Here is a 16,482-nt window from a genome sequence, read left to right on the forward strand (position 1 = left end):
GGTGGGCGGCGTGCCTCGCCGGGCCGGATGGGGCGCGCAGCAGATTGATTCACGAACACTCTGATAGGAGCCAGTCATGCAGGTAGCAGCCATCATCATCGGCGACGAATTGTTGTCTGGAAAGCGCCAGGACAAGCATTTGCAGGCGCTGATCCGTATCCTGGCCGCTCGCGGCATGCCGCTTGCGGCGGCCGAGTACCTCGGAGACGATCCGCGTCGGATCGAGGCGGCGCTGAAGCGTGCCTTCGCCAGTGGCGACCTGGTGTTCAGCTTCGGTGGCATCGGTGCCACCCCGGACGACCATACCCGTGGCTGTGCTGCCCGCGCGCTGGGGGTGGAGCTGGCGGTGCACCCGGAGGCGCGCGCCATTATCGAGGAGCGTTTCGGCGACGAGGCCTATCCGCACCGCATCAACATGGGGGCGTTCCCGCTCGGCGCGTGCCTGATCCCGAACCCGGTCAACCGCATCGCCGGTTTCTCGGTGCAGGACGTGCATTTCGTGCCGGGCTTTCCGGCCATGGCGTGGCCGATGATCGAGTGGGTGCTCGATACGCACTACCCGCACCTCCGGAACGATGTGCCGGATGTCGAGCGTAGCGTGATCGCCATCAACGCCCGCGAGGGTGACCTGATCGGGCTGATGGAGGCGTTCAGTGCGCGCTACCCGGCGCTGAAGCTGTCCAGCCTGCCCAACTTCGGCAACGACGCCATCCCGCAGATGCACATCGAGTTCGGTTTCAGCGGCCAGCCGGCGCTGGTCGACATCGCTTTGTCCGAGCTGGAGAAGGAATTAGTCAAGCGCGGCTACGAGGTGCGAAGCACCGCATGATTTGCAAGTATTTGTTTTGAAATAAACCATCTATTTGGCATTATTTTAAATTGTTTATATTTGTTTCCTGCGCTTGAGTTGTCCTGAGCGGGCGGGCTAGGGTGGCGGTTTTTGCCTGCCACCCGCCATGAAACGCTTGCTGTTTTTGCTGTTGCCCCTGCTGCTGAGCGCCTGCCTCGGCCATGACCGTCCATCCCCCGTCGCCCGGGACGTTTCCTCGTACACTCCGCCCCCCGCCGAAGCAGTCACGTTGGTGTCCGGCAAGCACAGCGTGGGTCACCGCGACTTCAATAACGCCAAGAAAGTGTTGCCGGAGGTCTTTGCCGGCATGGAGGAAGACTTCTACTGCGGCTGCAAGTACAGCGGCAAGGACGTCGATTTCGCTTCCTGTGGGTATCAGCCGCGCAAGAATGCCGCGCGTGCCAGTCGCATCGAGTGGGAGCACGTGGTGCCGGCGTGGGTGCTGGGGCATCAGCGGCAATGCTGGCAGCAGGGCGGGCGCAAGAACTGCGTGGCCACCGACGCGGCGTTCCGCATGGCCGAGGGCGATCTGAACAACCTGGTGCCGGCGGTAGGCGAGGTCAACGGCGACCGTGGCAACCTGTCGTACGGCGCCTGGACGCGCACTCCGACCCCGATGTACGGCCAGTGCCGGACCATCGTCGACTTCAAGAACCGGCGCGTGCAGCCGCGCGAAGAGGTGCGCGGACGCGCCGCGCGCATCACCCTCTACATGCACGACCAGTACGGCCTGCGCATGAGCAGCCAGGATCGCCAACTGATGTGCGCCTGGGCCAAGACCTACCCGGTGGACGAATGGGAGCGCCAGCGCGAAGCGCGCATTGTGGCGTTGCAGGGCAGCGGCAATCCTTACGTGAGCGACCCGCAGCAGCTGGCGAAACGCTGCGGCTGAGCGCTTGCGAGGTACGATCTGACAGGAGACCGGGCAGGGCGTGACTCTCGTGTGCCGGAGCGGCAGCCCGACCGTCTCCCTGGATGTACGCAGAGACGGGGGCCGAAAGCGGCCGGGCGGCCTGCTGCTCAGCCGCGGTAGAAGTGCTTGAGGATGCTGGAGAAGTCGAGCTTGCCGTGGCCGTCGGCGACGTGCTCCTCGTACAGGTTGCGCGCCAAGGCACCGAGCGGGTTGGCGGCGTGGCAGGCCAGCGCCGCCTGTTCGGCCAGGCCCAGGTCCTTCAGCATCAGTTCCGCCATGAAGCCGCCGCTGTAGCCGCGGCTGGCCGGCACGTTTTCCATCACCCCTGGCCAGGGGTTGTACAGCTCCAGCGCCCAGTTGCGGCCGGAGCTCTTGGCCATGATCTCAGACAGCACCTTGGGGTCGAGCCCGCTCTTGACCCCCAGCGCCAGCGCCTCGGCGGTGCCGGCCATCAGGATGCCGAGCATCATGTTGTTGCAGATCTTGGCGCTCTGGCCGGCGCCGTGGCCACCGGCGAGGAACACGTTCTTACCCATGGCCTCGAACAGCGGGCGTGCCTGTTCCAGGTCAGCCGCCTCGCCGCCGACGATGAAGGTCAGGGTGCCGGCGGCGGCGCCGGCGGTGCCGCCCGATACCGGCGCGTCGAGCATGCGCAGGCCGGCGGCGAGCGCGGCCTCGGCCACCTTGATGGCGCTGGCGGCGGCGATGGTGCTGCAGTCGATCACCAGCGTGCCCTTGGGCAGTTGGGCGAGCAGGCCGTTTTCACCCAGGTACAGGCCCTCGACGTGGTGGCTGGCGGGCAGCATCGACAGCACGATGTCGGCGCCGGCGACGCAATCGACGGCGCTGGTGGCGACAGTGGCGCCGGCTTCGGCCAACCTTTGCATGGCCTCGGCGGAGAGGTCGAAGACCTTGATGGCAAAGCCCTTGCGGAGGAGATTGAGGGCCATCGGCCCGCCCATGTTGCCGAGGCCGATGAAAGCGGTGTGAGTCATGGTTGTCTCCTGAGGTGCCCATTTCATTTGAGTGTAGGCAGACTGCGTGCGAATTTTCGCTGGGCAAATCCCTGCGTGCCAAACTTCGATCGGCTTAGCGAGAGATGTGCACGCAGTCATCCGCTCAGCGATACGGAATCCTCATGGGCTGCGTGTCCATTCCGGATCGTGTGCGCTGGCGGCCCCCAATCGGCGTTGGCTCGCTCGCCTACTGAAACGGGTTCTCCGCTTTAAGTGGGTAACTCAGCCCAGTGCCGCCAGCGGGTGTTCGCCATCCCCCCACGGCGTGGTGAAGTGGCTGTCGACCCAGGCCTGGTCGACTTCGGCCAACGTCTTGCGGCTCCACTGCGGCTGGCGGTCCTTGTCCACCAGCAGCGCGCGCACGCCTTCGCGGAAGTCCGGCTTGCTACAGAAGTTGACCGACAGGATCAGCTCCATGCGCAACGCCTCGGCCAGCGACAGGTGCTTGGCGCGGCGGTAGATTTCCCAGGTGACCGCGGCCGAGCTCGGGCTGCCGTGGGCGAAGCTGTGCGCCGCCGCCTGCAGCCAGGGGTCGTCGAAATGGCCGTCGGTCAGCGCCTGCGCCACGGCGGCGAGGCTGCCGCGGTTCATCAGACGGTGGATGGCTACCAGCTGGCGCTCGACGTTGGACATCGGCAAGGAGGCGTGGGTAGCGCATTCCATGTCGTTAAGCAGGGCGGTGACGGCGGCGTGGTTGGCCGAAGCGGTATCGGACCAGGCGGTGTCGGTCAGACGTGCCAGCAGCTCGGGATAGCCGTCCAGCGCGACGACGTGGTCGGCCAGATTGACGATCAGCGCGTCGTGGGCGTTGAGCGGCGCGCCGGTCAGGCCGAGGAACAGCCCGAGCTTGGCCGGCATGCGCTGCAGGAACCAGCTGCCGGCCACGTCCGGGTACAGGCCGATGGTGATTTCGGGCATGGCGATGCGCGTGGCCGGCGTGGCGACACGGTGGCTGGCGCCGACCATCAGGCCGAGCCCGCCGCCCATGACGATGCCGTGACCCCAGACGATGACCGGTTTGGGGTAGGTGTGCAGGCGGTGGTCGAGGGTGTATTCCTCGCGGAAGAACGTCACCACCTCGGGAATCGGACCGTCGCCGTGGTGGGCCAGGATGGCGTCGCGCACCGCGCGCACGTCGCCGCCGGCGCAGAACGCCCGTTCGCCGGCCCCGCGCAACAGCACGCAGGCGATGGTGTCGTCGGCGGCCCAGCGCTGCAATTGCGCGTCGAGCAGGCGGATCATGCCCAGCGTCAGCGCGTTGAGCGATTTCTCGGCGTTGAGCGTGGCCACGCCGATGCGCCGGCCGTTGCTGCTGGCCAGTTCTTCAAACAGGACTTCGTCGTTCATGGTGTTCCTTTCGGCCAACTAGTCAGAACCGATTTACGGTCTTGCGGCGCGTTCCCGATCGGGGTTCAGGTGTGCCGCGTGCGAATCTTTCGCGGGTTTCCGCGGAAGATCGGCACGCAGCGATGCGCTCGCGACGGACCGTGAGCCGGCTCTCAGGCATTCTTCCACTGCGGCGGACGCTTTTCCAGGAAGGCGCCGACGCCTTCCTTCTGATCCTCGGTGTCGAACAGCTTGATGAAGCGCTCGCGCTCGTGGATCAGGTTGTACGACGGCGGCTCGACACGGGCGCGCTGCACTAGCGTCTTGCACGCCGCCACCGACGACGGCGACTGGCGTGCCACCTTCTCCGCCAGCGCCAGCGCGGCGGCGCGCGCCTGCCCCTTGCCGACCACTTCTTCCACCAGCCCGATGCGCAGCGCGGTGGCGGCGTCCACGCGCTCGCCGCACAGGATCATGCGCTTGGCCCAGCCTTCGCCCACCAGCCAGGGCAACAGCTGGGTGCCGCCGGCGCAGGGCAGCAGGCCGACGGCGGCTTCCGGCAGCGCCATCTGAGCTTGTTCCTCGGCGATGCGGATGTCGCAGGCCAGGGCGCATTCCAGCCCGCCGCCCATGGCGTAGCCGTTGACGGCGGCGATGCTGACGCCACGGAACGCCGAGAGCGCCTCGAAGGCCTCGCCGAACAGCATGGTCATCTCGGTGGCGACGGTCTTGTTGCCGTCGGCGAACAGCGTCAGGTCGGCGCCGGCCGAGAAGAACTTCTCGCCGTCGCCGGTGATGACCAGGGCGTAGATGTCGCGCTCGGCGTTGAGGTCGGCCACCAGCGCCTTGAGGGCGGAGAGGCTCTCCCGGTTCCAGGTGTTGGCGGGCGGGTTGGCGATGGTTACCAGCGCGGTGTGGCCGTGTTTTTCGACGTTGAGATGGGCGTAGCTCGGCAAAATGTTCTCCTTAGTTATATGGCAATCCTTGCTTGGCTCTTGTGAAAGAAATCGTCCCACGGGGATTCCCTGCGGTCATCGCCGCGCCTCCAGGCTGGTTCGACCCAGAGAAAATCGAAAGGCTCAGCCGTACAAATGGTACGGCGAGCATCACAGGCCCGGGACCGGGGCGCGCAGCAGATTTATTCACAAGAGCTCAGCGCAGCGTATCGAGCGCGCCATCCTTCAGCAGGTGGCGCGCCACGATCATGCGCATCACCTCGTTGGTGCCTTCCAGAATCTGGTGCACGCGCAGGTCGCGCACGTGGCGCTCGAGCGGGAAATCCTTCAGGTAGCCGTAGCCGCCAAAGAGCTGCAGCGCCTGGTTGGCGACGTTGAAGGCGAGATCGGTGGCGAGGCGCTTGGCCATGGCGCAGTAGGTGGTGGCGTCCGGGCTGCCGCTGTCGAGTTTCCACGCTGCCGGGCGCACCATCTGGCGGGCGGCGACCAGCTCGGTCAGCATGTCGGCGAGCTTGAACTGCACGGTCTGGAAGTCCGCCAGCGCGTGGCCGAACTGCTGGCGCTCCTGCACGTAGCGCTGCGCGGCAGCGAGCGCGGCCTGGGCGGTGCCGACGGCGCAGGTGGCGATGTTGATGCGTCCGCCGTCCAGCCCCTTCATGGCGAAGGTGAAGCCCTGGCCTTCCTCGCCGAGCAGGTTGGCGGCCGGAATCTCGACGTTGTCGAAGGTGACGGCGCGCGTGGGCTGGCTGTTCCAGCCCATCTTCTTTTCCTTCTTGCCGTACTGCACGCCCGGTGCGTCGGCCGGCACCACGAAGGCCGACACGCCTTTGGGGCCGGGGCCACCGGTGCGCGCCATCACGACCAGCACCTCGGTGCTGCCGGCGCCGGAGATGAACATCTTGGAGCCGTTGAGCAGGTAAACGTCCCCCTTCTTCTCGGCGTGGGTCTTGAGCGAGGCGGCGTCGGAGCCGGCGCCCGGTTCGGTCAGGCAGTAGCTGCCGAGCTTGGCGCCCGTCACCATCTGCGGCACCCAGTGCTCGGCCACCTCGGGCTTGGCGAAGCTGGCGATCATCCAGCTCACCATGTTGTGGATGGTGAGGTAGGCGGCGGTGGAGGTGCAGCCGGCGGCCAGTTCCTCGAACACGATGGCGGCGTCGAGGCGGCTGAGTCCCAGCCCGCCGTAGGCTTCCGGCGTGTACAGGCTGAGAAAGCCCATCTCGCCGGCGCGGCGGATGACGTCGAGCGGAAACTCCTCGCGTTCGTCCCATTCCGCGGCATGCGGCGCCAGTTCGTGCGTGGCGAAGGCGCGCGCGGCGTCCTGGAAGGCGATCTGTTGTTCAGTCAGGGCAAAGTCCATGTTTTCAGCCAATCTTGTCAGCCCCGCCGGGTCGGCGGGAGGATGTCGATATGCGGCGCGTCCGGGTTGGATGGGCGCGCCGCGCCTGATGATGCGTCAGTGCAGCGCAATGGTGGTGTTGACCTTGCCGCTCGAGGAGGCGTCGTCGAACCAGCGGCTGGTGACGGTCTTGGTCTGGGTGTAGAACAGGATCACCTGCTTGCCGTACGGTCCCAGGTCGCCCAGTTTGGAACCGCGCGAGCCGGTGAACGAGAACAAGGGCACCGGCACCGGGATCGGCACGTTGATGCCGACCTGGCCGACGTCGATCTCCTCCTGGAACTTGCGCGCCGCGGCGCCGCTCTGGGTGAAGATGGCGGTGCCGTTGCCGTGCGGATTGGCGTTGATGAGTTCGATGGCCTCGTCGAGGCTATCCACCCCCACCAGGCACAGCACCGGCCCGAAGATCTCCTGGTCGTAGATCGCCATGCCGGGCTTCACGCCGCTGAAGAGGGTCGGGCCGACGAAGTTGCCGTGCTCGTGGCCGGGCACCTGCACGCCGCGGCCGTCCAGCTCCAGCTTGGCGCCCTGTTCGATGCCCTTGGCGATCAGTCCCGCGACGCGCGCCCGCGCCCGGGGGGAAATCAGCGGCCCGAGGTCAGGGTTGTCCCGGCCGGGGCCCACCTTGAGCCCCTTGGCCTTGGCCACCAGCTCGGGAATCCAGCCCTGCGCCTCGCCCACCAGTACCGCCACCGAGATCGCCATGCAACGCTGGCCGGCGGCGCCGAAACCGGCGCCGACCAGCTGGTTGAGCGCCTGTTCCTTGTTGGCGTCGGGCAGCACGATGGCGTGGTTCTTGGCGCCCATCATGCACTGCACGCGCTTGCCGGCCTGGCTCGCGCGCTGGTAGACGTGGGTGCCGACCGGTGTGGAGCCGACGAAGGACAAGGCCTTGATGTCGGGGTGGTCGCACAGCGCGTTGACCACCTCGGGCCCGCCGTGCACCACGTTGAGCACGCCGGGCGGAATGCCGGCCTCGATCGCCAGTTCCACCAGGCGCATGGTCACCATCGGGTCCTGTTCGGACGGCTTGAGCACGAAGGTGTTGCCGCAGGCGATGGCCATCGGGAACATCCACAGCGGAATCATGGCCGGGAAGTTGAACGGGGTGATGCCAGCGCACACGCCCAGAGGCTGCTGCACGGTGTAGGTGTCGACGCCGCTGGCGACGTTCTCGGCGTGCTCGCCCAGCTGCAGGTTGCCGATGTTGGCGGCGTGTTCGACCACTTCCAGGCCGCGGAACACGTCGCCCTCGGCATCGGCCAGGGTCTTGCCTTGCTCGGCGGTGAGGATCGCCGCCAGCTCCTTCATGTTGTCGCGGATCAGTTGCTGATACTTGAGGAAGAGGCGGGCGCGGGCGCCGATCGGCGTCTTCTTCCAGCTCTTGAAGGCTTCCTTGGCCGCCGCTACGGCGGCGTCGACTTCCTCCGGCGTCGCCATCGGTACCCGCGCCAGCACGTGCTGCGTGGCCGGGTTGACCACGTCGCGCCAGTCGCTGGTGTTGGACTCGACGAATTCGCCGTTGATTAGCAGTTTGATGGTGGGGACGGCAGTGCTCATCGTGGTTTCTCCTCCGCGTGGTCGGACAGGAGCCGGTGTTCGATGCTGCCCGGCGCAGGCCGGCAGCGCATGGAAACCCTCTGCGCCGGGCCCGCGATCCGGTATGGCTCCCGCGACGGGTATGAACAGGGGCTTCGGCCAACCTTTATGATGTTCTGTTTAGACCATGCACCGGGTGCGTGTGCTCCCCGTGTCGTCAGTCGTAGCGGTAGAAGCCGTGCCCGCTCTTGCGCCCGAGCCGGCCGGCCGCCACCAGCTGCGCCAACAGCGGGCAGGCGCGGTACTTGCTGTCGCGGAATTCGTCGTGAAGGATGTCCATGATGGCGAGGCAGGTGTCCAGGCCGATCAGGTCGGCCAACGCCAGCGGGCCGATCGGGTGGTTCATGCCGAGCTTCATCACGGTGTCGATGTCCTCGGCGCTGGCCAGGTTCTCGTACAGCGCGAACGCCGCCTCGTTGATCATCGGCATCAGCACGCGGTTGGAGACGAAACCCGGGCCGTCCTTCACCGTTACCGGGGTCTTGCCGATTTCCACCGCCAGCGTGTGCACCGCCTGGTGGGTGGCATCGTCGGTCTGCAGCGCGCGGATGATCTCCACCAGCGGCATCAGCGGCACCGGGTTCATGAAGTGCATGCCGATCACCCGCTCCGGGCACTCCACCCAGGCCGCGATGCGGGTCAGCGAGATCGACGAGGTGTTGGACGCCAGGATGGCGTCGGCGGGCAGGGTGCGCGCCAGCTCGCGGAAGATTTTTTCCTTGATCGCGGGGTTCTCGGTGGCGGCCTCCACCACCAGCTGGCAGCCGGTCAGGGCGGCCAGCGTGTCGGCGGTGGTGATGTTGGAGAGGGTCAGCTCGACGTCGGCGGGGCTCAGCAGCGCCTTCTTTTCCAGCTTGGCGAGGCTCGTCTGGATGGTGGCGAGCCCCTTTTCCAGCGCCGCGGCCGAGGTGTCGACCAGAGTGACCTGAAAGCCGTGGCGGGCGAAGGTCTGGGCGATGCCGTTGCCCATGGTGCCGGCGCCGATAACGCCGATGCGGGTGATTGCCATGATGTCTCCTTGTGCACTGATTCCGTGAACATAAGATAACGTTTACGTAAACGTCAATATGCGACGCCGCAAAACATTCGAATCCTTCCCTGTCATTCCCGTCAATTATAGTCCGGCACACCGCGAAACCCGGCGCGGTTCCCCGGCAAGACGGGCCGGGTAGGGGGCGTCGCGGCGTTCCGCCATCAGGCTCCGCCGGCGGACTGTTTCTGGCGGATCGCCAGCAGCGCCTGATTGCGCAGCGCCTTCAGCAGGTTCAGCGTTTCCGCGTCGGGCTTCAGGCTATGGGCATGCCTGCGTTCGCCGTACAGACAGCCGATCGGCTTGTTCTCCAGCACCAGCGGCAGGATCAGGAAGGTCTCCGCCGGCGTGGCTCGGCGCAGCCAGTTGGGGATGCGGCTGGCGATATTCGGCGCGTTGACGTCCTCGATCAGGATGTCGGCGTTGTGCTCCAGCGCCACGCAGAACACGTTGGCGGGCTCCTGCAGGCTGAAGCGGAATGCCGGGATCATCGCGCCGATCCGCTCGCCAAAACCGGAACGCGCTACCATCTGTCCCAGCCGCGGGTCGCGCGTGCACAGCAGCACGTGCTCAAACGGGGTGGCGCGAAACAGCGTTTCCAGCACGGTCTGCAGCAGCTCGTTCAGGTTGAACGGGCCGAGCAGGGCGTGGGTGAGCTCCTGCATGCCGGCGCTCAAGCGGCGCGCGCTGCTGTCTTCGCAGGGCTCTGGCATGGCGGCGAAATCCAGCATCAGGTCGAGCTCCAGCTCTTGCGGCCGGGCTGCCGGGATGGCTTGGGCGAGCGGCGGAGGGCGAACGCCCGGACGCGTCGAGCCGGCGAGCAGCGCTGAGCCGCGCAGCCGCGCCAGGAAGCTGTCGGGACGGGCGCTGACCCCGATCGGCTCGACGTGCTCGTCGAACGCCCGCAGCGCGGCACGCACGTGCTCTATCGCCTGCTCCGCGTTCAGCGGCAACACGCGTTGATAGCGTTCCAGTAGCGTCTCCAGCGGCTGGCGCGGGGTGCTGCCGGGGTCTTGTGTCAGTTGCGTCAGCTCGGCGGCCAGGTTGGCCAGGATGCACAGCCGCGCCGCGGCACTGGCTGGCGGGCGGATCGGCCCGGCCGGCAGCAGCTCCATGCTCTGCACGATGCGTGCCGGGAAGCTCCAGTGCTCGGCCACGCTCATGCCCAGCGCGGCGAAATCCAGCCCCAGGGTATGGATGGTGGCCTGGGTGAGGGTGAGCCCGTTCTCGACCTTGAGGTCGATCAGCCGGCTTTCTTCGCGGAAATAGAAGCGGCACAGGAGTTCGCCCAGGTGGTGGAACATGCCGCAGATCAGCGCTTCCTCGCTGTCCCCGACGGCACCGTGCTGCGCCAGTTCGCGCGTCAGCAGGCCGCAGAAGAAGGTGCGCAGCGCGGTGTCCTTCAAGGTGGCCGCGTGCGCCTTGTTGTGCATGTGTTCGAACAGCAGCAGCGTGATCGCCAGGTTGCGGATGGTGTCGAAACCGAGGATGACAATGGCGCGCGACACCGTGCTCACCGCGCCGCCGAAGTGGCTGTAATGCACCGAGTTCACCACCCGCAGCAGCTTGTTGGTGAGGGAGAAGTCCTGCAGGATGATTTCCGCCAGCTCTTGCACCCGGCCGGTGTGGTCCTCGCTCACCTGGTTGATGGCCTGGATCGCCTGCGACAGGGCGGGAAAGTCGGCCGAATAGCGCATGCGCTCCAGCAGGCTGTCCCAGGCGGTCGGGCTGGCGCTGCCCTTGATGAAGCGGTGCTGGGCGGTGAGCCAGGCCTGCAGCGCCGCCAGCAGCGAGGCGGCGTCGGCAAAACCCTGTCCCGGCGTCGTGTCGAGCGCGCTCGCCATGATGGCGTCCAGTTCGTCATCGATCAGCGGGTTCAATTGCCGCAGCGGCGTGCTGCCGGGCGGCTGGCCGGTCAGCAACTGGTGCAGGATGCCGGCCAGCGCGGCGAGGTCGCGCTGGCGCATGCGGGACAGGGCATTCGCCGGCGGTGCCGGCAACAGCCCGAGCCCGAGCAGGTGCGGCGTGCGCTCGTCGTCGAGCAGGATATGGTCCAGGCTCAGCCAGCCGTGCGCCACGCCCTGGGCGTGGGCGTACATCAGCGCGCCCAGCAGGTCGCAGCACAGCCCCACCGCCTCCTTGGCCGGGAGCACCCCCGAGAGCGCCAGCAGGCTGGCCAGCGGATGCCAGGCCGGTAGGTCGTAATGCCAAAGGCAGAGCCCGTCGCGCAGTTCCTGCTCGCTGGGCGGGACGATGCCGGGATGTTTCAGCCGGGCGGCGGGAAAGGTGGCGACGGTCAGTTTCTGCGGCAACGACAGGGTATGGCGGAGCGTGCCGCCGGGGGCGGAAACCGGCAAGCCGGCCGGTTGCTGGGCGGCGTCGTGGCTCAGGATCGGTGCGGCGTGTGTTGTCATTCTTTTTCTCCCCCGCTGACTATATAAGCAATCTCCCGACTCCGGACAACTTTTCCTCGCCGTGGGAGCCGGGCCGCCATCGGGGGGGGGGGGCGGCGCTATATTTCCGGTTAAACAGTTTTTTGTTTCCAATAGCGCATATTGATATATCCATTCGGTTTTGCCTGGCTAGGGGGCTTCCGGTAGATTGGCGTCAAATGGCAGGCGGGTGTGCCGCCTGCTGGCAGGAACAGAACTGGCCACGTGCCAATAGCGGGCGGAGCAAGATGACTATCAGTGAAGCAAGACTGACTCACCTCAAACAACTGGAAGCAGAGTCGATCCATATCATTCGCGAAGTGGCGGCGGAATTCGAGAACCCGGTGATGCTGTACTCCATCGGCAAGGACTCGGCGGTGATGCTGCACCTCGCGCTCAAGGCGTTCTACCCGGGCAAGCCGCCGTTCCCCCTGCTGCATGTCGATACCACCTGGAAGTTCCGCGACATGATCGCGTTCCGCGATCGTATGGCGGCCAAGGTCGGCATGGAACTGCTGGTGCACACCAACGAAGAAGGGCGGGCGGCCAACATCAATCCGTTCGACCACGGCAGCGCCAAGTACACCGACGTGATGAAGACCGACGCCCTCAAGCAGGCGCTGAACAAGTACCAGTTCGACGCCGCCTTCGGCGGGGCGCGCCGCGACGAGGAAAAGTCGCGCGCCAAGGAGCGTGTTTATTCCTTCCGCGACAAGAACCATCGCTGGGACCCGAAAAACCAGCGTCCGGAACTCTGGAACATCTACAACAGCAAGATCAACAAGGGCGAGAGCATCCGCGTGTTCCCGCTGTCCAACTGGACCGAGCTCGACATCTGGCAGTACATCTACCTCGAAAACATCGAGATCGTGCCGCTCTATTTCGCCAAGCCGCGCCCGGTGGTCAACCGCGACGGCATGCTGGTGATGGTCGACGACGAACGCCTGCCGCTCAAGGAAGGCGAAGTGCCGGAAATGCGCAGCGTGCGTTTCCGCACCTTGGGCTGTTACCCGCTGACCGGCGCGGTCGAGTCGGAAGCGGCCACGCTGCCGGAGATCATCCAGGAAATGCTGCTCACCACCACCTCCGAGCGCCAGGGCCGTCTGATCGACCACGACCAGGCCGGCTCGATGGAGAAGAAGAAGATGGAAGGCTATTTCTAAGCCTGTCCTGACGAGCTTGTCGCGAATACCGCGTGCCGACGTGAATGCCCCCGGCCTCACGTTGGCCGAAGATGACGGAATACCACCATGTCTCACCAATCCGAACTGATTGCCAGCGATATCCTGGCCTACCTGAAACAGCACGAAAACAAGGATCTGCTGCGCTTCATCACCTGCGGCAACGTCGACGACGGCAAGTCCACGCTGATCGGCCGGCTGCTGCACGATTCCAAGCTGATCTTCGAAGACCAGCTGGCCGCGATCCAGAAGGACAGCAAGAAGTACAACACCACCGACGAGGACATCGATCTGGCCTTGCTGGTCGACGGCCTGCAGGCCGAGCGCGAGCAGGGCATCACCATCGACGTGGCCTACCGCTACTTCTCCACCGAGAAGCGCAAGTTCATCATCGCCGACTGCCCGGGCCACGAGCAGTACACCCGCAACATGGCCACCGGCGCCTCCACCTCGGACCTGGCTGTGATCCTGATCGACGCCCGCCGCGGCGTGCAGACGCAGACCCGCCGCCACAGCTACATCGTCAGCCAGCTCGGCATCCGCCACGTCATCGTGGCGATCAACAAGATGGACTTGGTCGACTTCAGCCAGGAGGTGTTCGACAAGATCCGCGACGATTACCTCGCCTTCGCCGAACACCTGGCGATTCCGGACATCCGCTTCGTGCCGATCTCGGCGCTGCGCGGTGACAACGTGGTGAAGCCGAGCGAACGCGCGCCGTGGTACGACGGTGCCACCTTCATGCAGCTGCTGGAATCGGTCGAGCTGTCGCACGACGCCGCGCTCGACGCCTTCCGCCTGCCGGTGCAGTACGTCAACCGCCCGCACCTGGACTTCCGCGGCTTCTGCGGCACCATCGCCTCCGGCCGCGTGCATCCGGGCGACCAGATTATGGTGTTGCCGTCGGGCAAGACCAGCAAGGTCAAGGCCATCGTCACCGCCGACGGCGATCTGGCCAGTGCCCACGTCGGCCAGGCCGTCACGCTGACGCTGGAAGACGAGATCGACTGCTCGCGCGGCGACATGATCGTGCGTAGTGGCGAGGTGGAACCCCAGGTCTCGGCGGCGTTCGATGCCCACATCGTGTGGATGAACGAGGTGCCGTTGCAGGTGGGCAAGGAGTACGCCTTCAAGCTGGCCGGCAAGAACGTGTTCGGCCGTGTCGAGCACATCCTGCACCGCGTCGACGTCAACACCATGGAGCAGTATGCCGCCGACGAGCTCAAGCTCAACGAGTTCGGCCTGTGCCGCGTCGTCGTCAATGCGCCGGTGGTGTTCGACGCCTACCGCCAGTGCCGTGGCAGCGGCAACCTGATCGTGATCGATCGCTTGTCCAACGCCACCGCCGGCGCCGGCATGATCACCGGCGCCGCGCAGAGCGACAGCAGTGCCCAGGATGCCAACGAACTGGCCCGCCTGCGTGCCTTCGAGCTGGAGTTCAACGCGCTGGTGCGCAAGCACTTCCCGCACTGGGAAGCCAAGGACATCAGCCAGCTGCTGAAGTAAGCACGGCCAAAGCCCGCCGGTTCAATGCCAGTCAGTCGATCTGACTGGCATTTTTGTTTTGTCGGGGCGCCGCAAGGAAAGAGTGTGTCGGTCGGGCGGGCATCTGGCGTGGCCCGGTGGCCACGTTGGCAGTGCGGCTGCTTTGGCGGGCAGTGCAAAATATGCTATTGTTCTGAATTTTGCGGCGATGGCAGCCGGAATGGTGCTGGTCGCCGGCCCCGGCGGGGCTTCTTCTGCATCAAATTACAATTAGTAACAAACAGATACCTGTTCCGCTACGGATTGTGACGTCTTCTTTGTTATGATGTAACAAATCGTAATGTCAGCGGGTCGACTCCACTGGCCAACGTCCAATTCCTGCCTCACCCGCTAGTTGCAACTACCTACCCGATGACAATGAATCGCATCCTGTCCCTTGCCATGGGCCTGCTTATCGCCCTGACATCCACCCTGACCCTGGCGGCGTCCCAGCTGCAGATACTGGGCTATCACGAAATCACCGATAAAGAACAGGCGCTGATTCCGCAGTACGCCATCAGCCCGGCCACCTTCCTGGCCCAGATGCAGTGGTTCAAGAGCAACGGTTATCACTTCGTCAGCGTCGACGACGTGCTGGCGGATCGCGCCGGCAAGAAGCCGCTGCCGCCCAAGGCCGTGCTGCTGTCGTTCGACGACGGCTACGAGGATGTCTACAGCCAGGTTTTCCCGATTCTGAAGCAGTTCAACGCGCCGGCCCAGATCGCCCTGGTCGGCAGTTGGCTGGAGCCGCAGGACGGCATGGTCAACTTCGCCGGCCAGGCGGTTCCGCGCAGTCGCTTCCTGTCGCAAAGCCAGATCAGGGAAATGGTGAAAAGCGGGCTGGTGGAAGTCGCCAGTCACACCTATGGTCTGCATGAAGGCGTGGTGGCCAATCCCCAGGGCAACACCCAGCCGGCCGCCACCACCCGCATTTTCCGGGATGGCCGCTATGAAACCGAGAAGGAATACCGCGCCCGGGTGGCGGCCGACCTGCGCCATAACAACGCCTTCCTGCGTCGCTACACCGGCCAGACCCCGCGCATCATGGTGTGGCCGTACGGCAGCTATAACCAGTCGCTGGTCGAGATTGCCGCCAAGCTGGGGCTGGTAGTCGACCTGACGCTGGACGATGGCCCCAATACCGGCCGCATCGCGCTGACCGGGCTGCGCCGCATCCTGCTGGAAAGTGATACCAGCCTCAGCGATCTGGCCACCGATCTGGCCCTGCGTGCCGGGCCTCACGAGGTCATCACGCTGCCCGGCAAGATCATGCATGTCGCGATCGACGACATCTACGACCCGGACCCGGATCGCCAGAATCAGAACCTCGGCAATCTGCTCGAGCGCATCGTCGCCAGCGGGGTCAATACCGTTTACCTGAAGGCGTTCGCCGATCATGACGGCAACGGCACCGCCGATGCCGTGTACTTCCCCTCGCGGCGTCTGCCGATGCGGGCCGACCTGCTCAACCGCGTGGTCTGGCAAATCAAGACCCGTACCTCGGTGCAGGCGGTGTACGCCTGGGGGCCGTTGCTGGTCAGCGCGGCCGCCTCGGGCGCGGTCGAGCGTCCGGGCGCCGTCACGGCGCGGCTGTCGCCGTTCAGCGCGCGCGGGCGCCAGCTGCTGCGCCAGCTCTACGAAGAGATGGCGTTGGCCGGGCCGATCGACGGTTTGCTGTTCAGCGAGGAACCGGCGTCTGGCGACGCGGCAAGCGGCCGCCAAGAACCGGGCATGACCGGGCAGTGGGACCGCTTTGCCCTGGAACTGGCCGCCATCGTGCGGCGCGAGCACCCCGACCTCAAGACGGCGCGAACCCTTTACCGCGCCCCGCTGCTGAGCACCCAGGGGGCGAACCAGTACGCCCAGGCGTTCCGGCAGATGCTGTCCAGTTACGATTTCACCGTCGCCGCGGTGGCGCCCGCCGAGGATGGCTGCGTGCCGGAGCGTGCCCTGCACGAGGTGTTGCGCCTGGCGGCCAACCATCCGGGCGGCCTGACCAAGACCGTGTTCGATCTGGCGGCGCCGGGGTGCGATCGCTTTGCCACGCTGCCGGGCGAGCCGATGGCCAAGACGGTGAGCCAGCTCTACAGCCGGGGCGTGCAGCACATCGCCTTCTACCCCGCGCCGCTGGCGGGCGACCAGCAGGCCACGGCGGCGCTGGCGCAGGTATTCGCCATCAAGGGCAACATGATCGGTGCCAAGCCTCGCGCCACCGTGACGCAGTGAACCCTGGCGCGCTTGCGCACCGAGCCGACAGCA

Annotated in this window: 12 protein-coding genes; 5 read left to right on the forward strand and 7 right to left on the reverse strand. The window is 65.8% G+C overall.

Going from position 1 to position 16,482, the window contains the following annotated elements; genetic code table 11:
• Positions 1 to 76 precede the first annotated feature (76 nt).
• Together ABKF58_RS11765 and ABKF58_RS11770 are read left to right on the forward strand one after the other, a co-directional pair.
• Positions 77 to 829 carry a competence/damage-inducible protein A gene (locus tag ABKF58_RS11765; protein ID WP_482580819.1) on the forward strand — a complete coding sequence of 251 codons (753 nt, stop codon included), beginning with the start codon at positions 77 to 79 and terminating at the stop codon, positions 827 to 829.
• 127 nt (positions 830 to 956) lie between these two features.
• Positions 957 to 1,742 carry an endonuclease gene (locus ABKF58_RS11770; protein ID WP_482580821.1) on the forward strand — a complete coding sequence of 262 codons (786 nt, stop codon included), beginning with the start codon at positions 957 to 959 and terminating at the stop codon, positions 1,740 to 1,742.
• A 128-nt stretch (positions 1,743 to 1,870) separates the two neighbouring features.
• On the opposite strand, the gene mmsB is transcribed toward ABKF58_RS11770, so the two are convergent.
• The 7 genes from mmsB to ABKF58_RS11805 form a co-directional block, all read right to left on the reverse strand.
• Positions 1,871 to 2,758: a 3-hydroxyisobutyrate dehydrogenase gene (mmsB, locus tag ABKF58_RS11775; RefSeq protein ID WP_482580823.1), complete on the reverse strand. Its 888-nt coding sequence runs from the start codon at positions 2,756 to 2,758 to the stop codon at positions 1,871 to 1,873.
• Between the two features lie 243 nt (positions 2,759 to 3,001).
• A complete protein-coding gene (locus ABKF58_RS11780) occupies positions 3,002 to 4,126 on the reverse strand; it encodes an enoyl-CoA hydratase/isomerase family protein (RefSeq protein WP_482580825.1) in 1,125 nt (374 codons plus the stop codon).
• Positions 4,127 to 4,278: 152 nt separating this feature from the next.
• On the reverse strand, positions 4,279 to 5,061 hold the full coding sequence (locus ABKF58_RS11785) for an enoyl-CoA hydratase (RefSeq protein WP_008954513.1): 783 nt from the start codon (positions 5,059 to 5,061) through the stop codon (positions 4,279 to 4,281).
• Between the two features lie 196 nt (positions 5,062 to 5,257).
• On the reverse strand, positions 5,258 to 6,418 hold the full coding sequence (locus ABKF58_RS11790; protein ID WP_482580828.1) for an acyl-CoA dehydrogenase family protein: 1,161 nt from the start codon (positions 6,416 to 6,418) through the stop codon (positions 5,258 to 5,260).
• 96 nt (positions 6,419 to 6,514) lie between these two features.
• Positions 6,515 to 8,017 carry a CoA-acylating methylmalonate-semialdehyde dehydrogenase gene (locus ABKF58_RS11795; protein WP_482580830.1) on the reverse strand — a complete coding sequence of 501 codons (1,503 nt, stop codon included), beginning with the start codon at positions 8,015 to 8,017 and terminating at the stop codon, positions 6,515 to 6,517.
• Positions 8,018 to 8,213: 196 nt separating this feature from the next.
• Positions 8,214 to 9,065 (reverse strand): 3-hydroxybutyryl-CoA dehydrogenase, encoded by an 852-nt coding sequence (locus tag ABKF58_RS11800; RefSeq protein WP_482580832.1) that lies wholly within the window; start codon positions 9,063 to 9,065, stop codon positions 8,214 to 8,216.
• 185 nt (positions 9,066 to 9,250) lie between these two features.
• Entirely contained in the window at positions 9,251 to 11,500 is a 2,250-nt protein-coding gene (locus ABKF58_RS11805; RefSeq protein ID WP_482580834.1) for an HDOD domain-containing protein, read from the reverse strand.
• A 266-nt stretch (positions 11,501 to 11,766) separates the two neighbouring features.
• Between ABKF58_RS11805 and cysD the strand changes: the two genes are divergently transcribed.
• The 3 genes from cysD to pgaB all read left to right on the forward strand — a co-directional run bounded on the left by cysD (position 11,767) and on the right by pgaB (position 16,449).
• Positions 11,767 to 12,681: a sulfate adenylyltransferase subunit CysD gene (gene cysD, locus ABKF58_RS11810; protein ID WP_008954518.1), complete on the forward strand. Its 915-nt coding sequence runs from the start codon at positions 11,767 to 11,769 to the stop codon at positions 12,679 to 12,681.
• 87 nt (positions 12,682 to 12,768) lie between these two features.
• Positions 12,769 to 14,205, forward strand: a complete 1,437-nt coding sequence (cysN, locus tag ABKF58_RS11815) for a sulfate adenylyltransferase subunit CysN (RefSeq protein WP_008954519.1) — start codon at positions 12,769 to 12,771, stop codon at positions 14,203 to 14,205.
• 390 nt (positions 14,206 to 14,595) lie between these two features.
• The gene (pgaB, locus tag ABKF58_RS11820; RefSeq protein ID WP_482580835.1) at positions 14,596 to 16,449 is read left to right on the forward strand and encodes a poly-beta-1,6-N-acetyl-D-glucosamine N-deacetylase PgaB; all 1,854 of its coding nucleotides are present in this window, start codon (positions 14,596 to 14,598) and stop codon (positions 16,447 to 16,449) included.
• Positions 16,450 to 16,482: the final 33 nt, after the last annotated feature.

It is taken from the genome of Pseudogulbenkiania sp. AW2-16 (assembly GCF_056824575.1).